General features: G+C 56.5%; 4 protein-coding genes. 2 read left to right on the top strand and 2 right to left on the bottom strand.

The window, feature by feature from the left end:
- Both P792_RS24645 and P792_RS24640 read left to right on the top strand, forming a co-directional pair.
- Positions 1–2,197, top strand: a 2,197-nt coding sequence (locus P792_RS24645) for a TonB-dependent receptor domain-containing protein (RefSeq protein WP_023977955.1), incomplete at its 5' end; no start/stop codon positions are given.
- A 95-nt stretch (positions 2,198–2,292) separates the two neighbouring features.
- Positions 2,293–3,069: an endonuclease/exonuclease/phosphatase family protein gene (locus P792_RS24640; protein ID WP_200863457.1), complete on the top strand. Its 777-nt coding sequence runs from the start codon at positions 2,293–2,295 to the stop codon at positions 3,067–3,069.
- A gap of 145 nt (positions 3,070–3,214) precedes the next feature.
- Here the strand turns inward: P792_RS24640 and P792_RS39620 are convergent, their stop codons facing one another.
- A complete protein-coding gene (locus P792_RS39620) occupies positions 3,215–3,541 on the bottom strand; it encodes a transposase (RefSeq protein ID WP_369794204.1) in 327 nt (108 codons plus the stop codon).
- A gap of 11 nt (positions 3,542–3,552) precedes the next feature.
- Entirely contained in the window at positions 3,553–4,269 is a 717-nt protein-coding gene (locus P792_RS24635) for a transposase (protein WP_200863455.1), read from the bottom strand.
- Positions 4,270–4,658: the final 389 nt, after the last annotated feature.

Genomic DNA, 4,658 nt, shown 5'->3' with positions numbered 1-4,658 from the left:
GCAGGCGGACGCGACGAAACTTTTCGGGTCGCACAAACAGTTTGGCGTTCGTGTCGTTGGCTATTACCAGTCTCGTAACTTTGCGACCCAGGTCGCCAACAATAATGAGTACTACTGGGACTTCGTCCATACGCTGACCGGATCGGATCACACACCTGTTCCCTCGACCCCGCCGACGAACAATCTTATCGCTGCGTTCATCAACCCTCAAGCGTCCTTCGGCAATTCCCTGCGCACGGGCGGCAATCTGGCTCTCGACTGGCAGGGCGAGCATGTGCATGCCTTCGCGCGAGGATCTTTCGCCTATTCGAATACACAGCAATATACGGTCCAGCGCTCGCTTCAGGCCATGTCAACGAACTGGCTTCCCCAGCCCGACGGCACTTTTACCGTCCAGGAAGGTGGCGTAAACGGATCCTATTGGTACGAGACCAATCCGGAGATCCAGGCGCTCTCGACTATGCAAATAGGTGCAGCCTTTGACTTGAACAAATGGCACGCAACGGTTGCGGCGTTCGGCAGCTTTGCTCGGGACGACTCCTCCTCCGTGCAGGTCTCCTACAAAAATTACCAGCTCGACCCGTCCGGCCAAGCGCTCATTCTCAACCAGCAATTCGCCGGGAGGCCGCCTTACCCGGTTGCAAACCTGACCGCGCCTCAAATATCCGAAATGAACAACTTCAGCGATTATGTGCCGCAGACATCGGCGAATTACGGTTACCCCGGCGTTGAAACAACTGATTACAAGAACAATCAGGCACTTGGCGGCGTGAAGTTCGACAACATGGTTGACACGGGCTGGACCCATGCCCCGCATATCAACTTTGGCCTCCGCTATTACGACACGATCCGCAATGCTACAAACCGCGACTACTCCTACGACAACCCTGACGGCCTCCTCCCAGGCCTTGCGCCAACCCTCGCTTCGGGGCAGTTTCAGACAGGGTCGATTTCTTCGCCCTATCTTGGCGCGCTTAGCAGAATCATGCCTTTCGAGACGCCGATCCTGAGCATGCCTGCCCTGAAAAATTATATTTCCGGTCTCCCACTCTCCTACGCAACCTCCGGTGGTGATCTGCCGTGGACGGGCAACGCAATCGACAGCGCCTATAACGCAAATGCAAACACCCAACGAGCCAACGAAGGCTTAATCGCAGGCTATTTCTCCGTACCCATCACGTTCGGCGCTTTCACCCTTGAACCGGGCCTTCGCTTCGAGCACTCGGACATCACCAACCGCTACTGGAACGCAGTTTACGACACAGACGGGAACCTGACCGGCGGAGCGTTTCAGTCAGATAACACACATTATAATCAGTTCTTACCAAGTGTTTTCGCCACTTATCGGCCGACGAGCCTCTCAGTCTACCGCGCCTCTGCCGTCACCTCCTATGTTCGGCCCAATACATTCCTGCTTGGCGGCGGCCGAACCGTTACGCCAGACGGGAACGGCGTTTTCACGGTGCAAGAAGGCAACCCCAACCTCCGCCCCGTAGTCTCACGTAATTTCGATATCGGCGGACAGTGGATTGCCCAAGACGGATCGAGCCTCGCCCTTACGGGGTATTACAAACTGCTTAGCGACTACTTGTTCGACGCTGGCTCCTCGACCCGTACGGACGGCACGCATTACGTCAGTTCGGACAGCACGACGAATTCATCCCCGTCCCTGATCATCAACAAGCCTGCAAATGGTGGCAATGCGCAGGCCTACGGGCTTGAAGTGGCAGCGGAAAAAAAGCTTCGGTTCCTGCCGTCATTTGCCAGAAATCTCTCCTTGTCGGGCAACCTCACCCTGCAGCGGACCCATGCCAACCTCAACCTCTCCGGCATCGCCAACGGCACGCCGATCCAGTATGCCCCCGCATGGATGTTTAATGTCGCGCTGAGCTATACGTCGGCCCGGGTCAACAGCAATCTCTCTTTCCGCCGCAGCGGAAAATTCATCGAGACATACTACCTGTATAAAAATACAAACGGGAGCAACATTGATCTCTCATGGTGGGATCAGCCCATCCAGCGCCTCGATTATTTCTTCCAGTACAAGTTCACCCCGCATGTCGCGGCCGCCTTCGCAGCACAGAACCTACTGAACGACGTTTCCTACTATTCAACACGAGGCCGCAGCTCAATTGACGTGCCTCAGATCGTCCAACCCGGACGTTCATATTTCATCACGCTCTCGAGCGATTTCTAATGCGACCTCATATCCTTCTCTGCGTCGGCATGCTCCTCCTCCAGCCGGCAGCCGGAGCTTCAACTGCGGCCAGGAGAGAGGATACCGTCTCGGTCATGTCCTTCAACGTCCGCTTTCCAAGCCCCAACGACGGTTCAAATATTTGGGATAAACGTAAGAGCTTGTTCATCGAGACGATCCGTCGTGCACACCCGGATGTAATCGGCACGCAAGAGATTTTCCAGTCTCAAGCTGACGCCGTGATCAAGGCCCTCCCCAAATATCGCTGGTTCGGGCTGGACCGCTTCGGGGCCCACACAAGCGAGCATATGGGTATCTTTTACGACCCGACGCGTCTCTGCCTACTCGAACATGGCCAGTTCTGGCTCTCCAAAACCCCCGATAAACCCGGCTCCCTCGGTTGGGGCGCCCCGCTGCCCCGATCGGCGAACTGGGCAATTTTTGCACAAGGTTGCGATAGAAACCGTGCCTTCTTATTTATGGACACCCATCTAGCCAATCGCGATATTGAAGACGAGCAGGCCCGGGTCCACTCCGCCGAGTTGATCGTAAACATGGCGCGCAGATACGCTGAAAAACGACCAGCGATCCTAACCGCCGACCTCAACGCGGATCCCGAAAGCCAGGCTCATGCCGTCTTGGCTACTTGGTTCACTGACGCATGGACCGCTGCGGCAAATCGCTCCGGCCCGCCAAAAACTTTCCATGACTTCACCGGCATACCGACAGACAGGATCGACACTATCATGCTACATGGCGCGATAATCTCCAGCATCAAGACCGATACGTTCCATAAGGGCCGCGCCTACCCATCGGATCACTTCCCCGTTGAGGCTGTGATATCCTTCCCAATGCCGACGGACACTCATTAATAGATAGAAACTAACGCGGCCAAATGAAAGCGATTCAGTATTGATATTCACCGGCGGTTTTGAAAAGGGGGTTTTTGCACGGCGGATACGTAGAGGGCTGATCGCCCTGACTGGGTGAAGGGCGGCAACGTAGGCGCCGGATTCGTCAAGCGGCCAATCCGACTTTTTGGGGTCGGCATAAGGCATTGAAGATTTCGCGAACAATATATCGCTTGAGGCATCGGATAATCTTGCCTCTGCTCTTTGCGTCTGCGGTCCTTTTTGCGACGTAGTCCAGAGTTGGCGGATGAGTGCGCATTCTGACGATTTCAACATGGTAGAGAGCGGCATTGGCCTGCCTGTTACCGCCGCGGTTCAGCCGGAAGCGGTTTGTCCTGCCGCTTGGTGCCGAAATCGGACAGACCCCGCAGAGACGGGCGAGGGCCGCTTCGGACCTGATACGAGCCGGATCATCGCCGACCAGGATCAGCATGTCTGCGATGGTCATCGTGGCAATACCATGAGCCGCCTGCAGTCCGGCTGCCTTGCTTTCGACCAGAGGATCGAGGTCGCGATCCAGGGCGGCAATTTCGTCATGGAGCGCCAGCCACCGCCTGGCGAGCGCATGGATGTCTTCGTAGACGACAGCAACGTTCCCTCCCGCGAGATCCGAAAAGCAGCGATCAGGCGAATAAGCGCCATCTTGCCGCGACAATTGCCGAGTTTCGCCCGCAAAGCCGCAGGAGCGTTGATGATCAGCGATTTCAGCGTCACCATAGCCTGTGAGCGGCTTTTGACCGCCGTATCACGCATGATCTTGAACTGGCGGATCATCTCCGCCGTTCCATCGTGGGGATTGGGAACGGCGGCCGCCTGTCCGTTCAGGACAGAGCGTGGAGCGCCCTCGGCGTCGAAATGATCGTTTTTGCCATGCCGGGCACTGATCAGACGATTGGGACGGCTGACCTCGATAACCCTATGCCCGCGGGCATGCAGCAGGCGTGACAGCCCGGCTCCGTATGAACCGGTGCCCTCGACGCCAAAGGCCTTTATCTTGCCAAAGGTCAGTGCCCATTGCTCGAGGTCAGGATAGCCACCCGTATCCGCCTTGACGGATCGACGTCCCAAAGTCGTTCCCTGGCCGTCGAGGGCTACGGCAACATGTTTGTCCTTATGTGTGTCTACACCGATGATGATCGTCGGAACCAGGCATGGTGTCATGAAGGGCCTCCTTGCGAAAAGAGTGCCCGTGCATCGGACGAAGAGGACAGGACTGTGAGGGGACGAACCCGCCAGGCTCCTATCAGGTCACATCGCCGCCCGATGTCCGGGGCGGGCCGACACCCTACACATCATCACCAGGGCATAATGCCAGTCACAGCAAGGGTCAGGGTGTCGGCCCGCCAAAGCATACTCACAGTCACATTAACCGTGGCGCCACGGTTAATGTGACATCACCCTTCTACCTGCATTTCAAGGGGCATTCCTATACGGCGCGGTTCACAGTGGACAGTCTGATCCTGGGATATGCAAACCGTACCCCTCAACCCACGATAGCCTTCCTACTGCAGAGTTGTTTAACTGACTCACAGCGAGACGTAGTATCCCTT

Source organism: Asaia sp. SF2.1 (assembly GCF_000505765.1).
GTDB classification, from domain to species: Bacteria; Pseudomonadota; Alphaproteobacteria; order Acetobacterales; family Acetobacteraceae; genus Asaia; species Asaia bogorensis.
This window is presented reverse-complemented; position numbering and strand designations above follow the sequence as displayed.